Annotated in this window: 1 rRNA gene; it reads right to left on the minus strand. The window is 46.2% G+C overall.

Features of this window, described 5'->3' with window-relative positions:
* Positions 1-715, minus strand: a 23S ribosomal RNA gene (locus QGH30_09760); the annotation flags it as partial.

The following is a 715-nucleotide window of genomic DNA, read 5'->3' on the forward strand; positions in this document are numbered from 1 at the left end:
AACGATTTGCACGTCAGAACTGCTTCAGCCCTCCAGCGGGCTTTCGCCCGCCTTCAGCTTGCTCAGGATTAGATCGACTGGCTTCTAGCCTGGCCGCCATGACTCAACGCACTTTCACACGCTTCTCCTCGCTAATGCTGCGAGAACTCGGTTTCCCTTCGACTCCACCTTGTCTGGTTTAGTCTTGCCATGACAGTTAGCTCCTTGGCCCGTGTTTCGAGACGGAACGCGTAACACTGACGATTTGAGCTCCAAATCTTTAGCTCTATTGCTAGAACCTCCAATCTGGAAAAATCACCTTTCATGCTATGCACGTCTGTAAGTAATAGATTTCATGCACTTTTCACCCCCCTTCCGGGGTACTTTTCAGCTTTCCCTCACGGTACTAGTGCACTATCGGTTTTGAGTTATATTTAGCCTTAGAAGCTACTTTCTCCTAATATTCGATGCCCACTACCAAGGACATCTACTCTGGTACTCAACTAATCCTATACCATTTCGTTTACGGGGGTATCACCCTCTATGCCAAAACGTTCCAGATTATTTCAACTATGTTCTAGGATCATTATATGAGTCCGTATACACCACATCTCTGTTAAGTTACCATAACAGATTCAGTTTGGGCTGTTACCTTTTCGTTCGCCACTACTTGGGTAATCTCTATTGATTTCTCTTCCACGTCGTACTAAGATGCTTCAATTCCGACGGTTCGACC

The organism is Candidatus Krumholzibacteriia bacterium, from assembly GCA_030748535.1.
GTDB lineage: Bacteria > Krumholzibacteriota > Krumholzibacteriia > JACNKJ01 > JACNKJ01 > JASMLU01.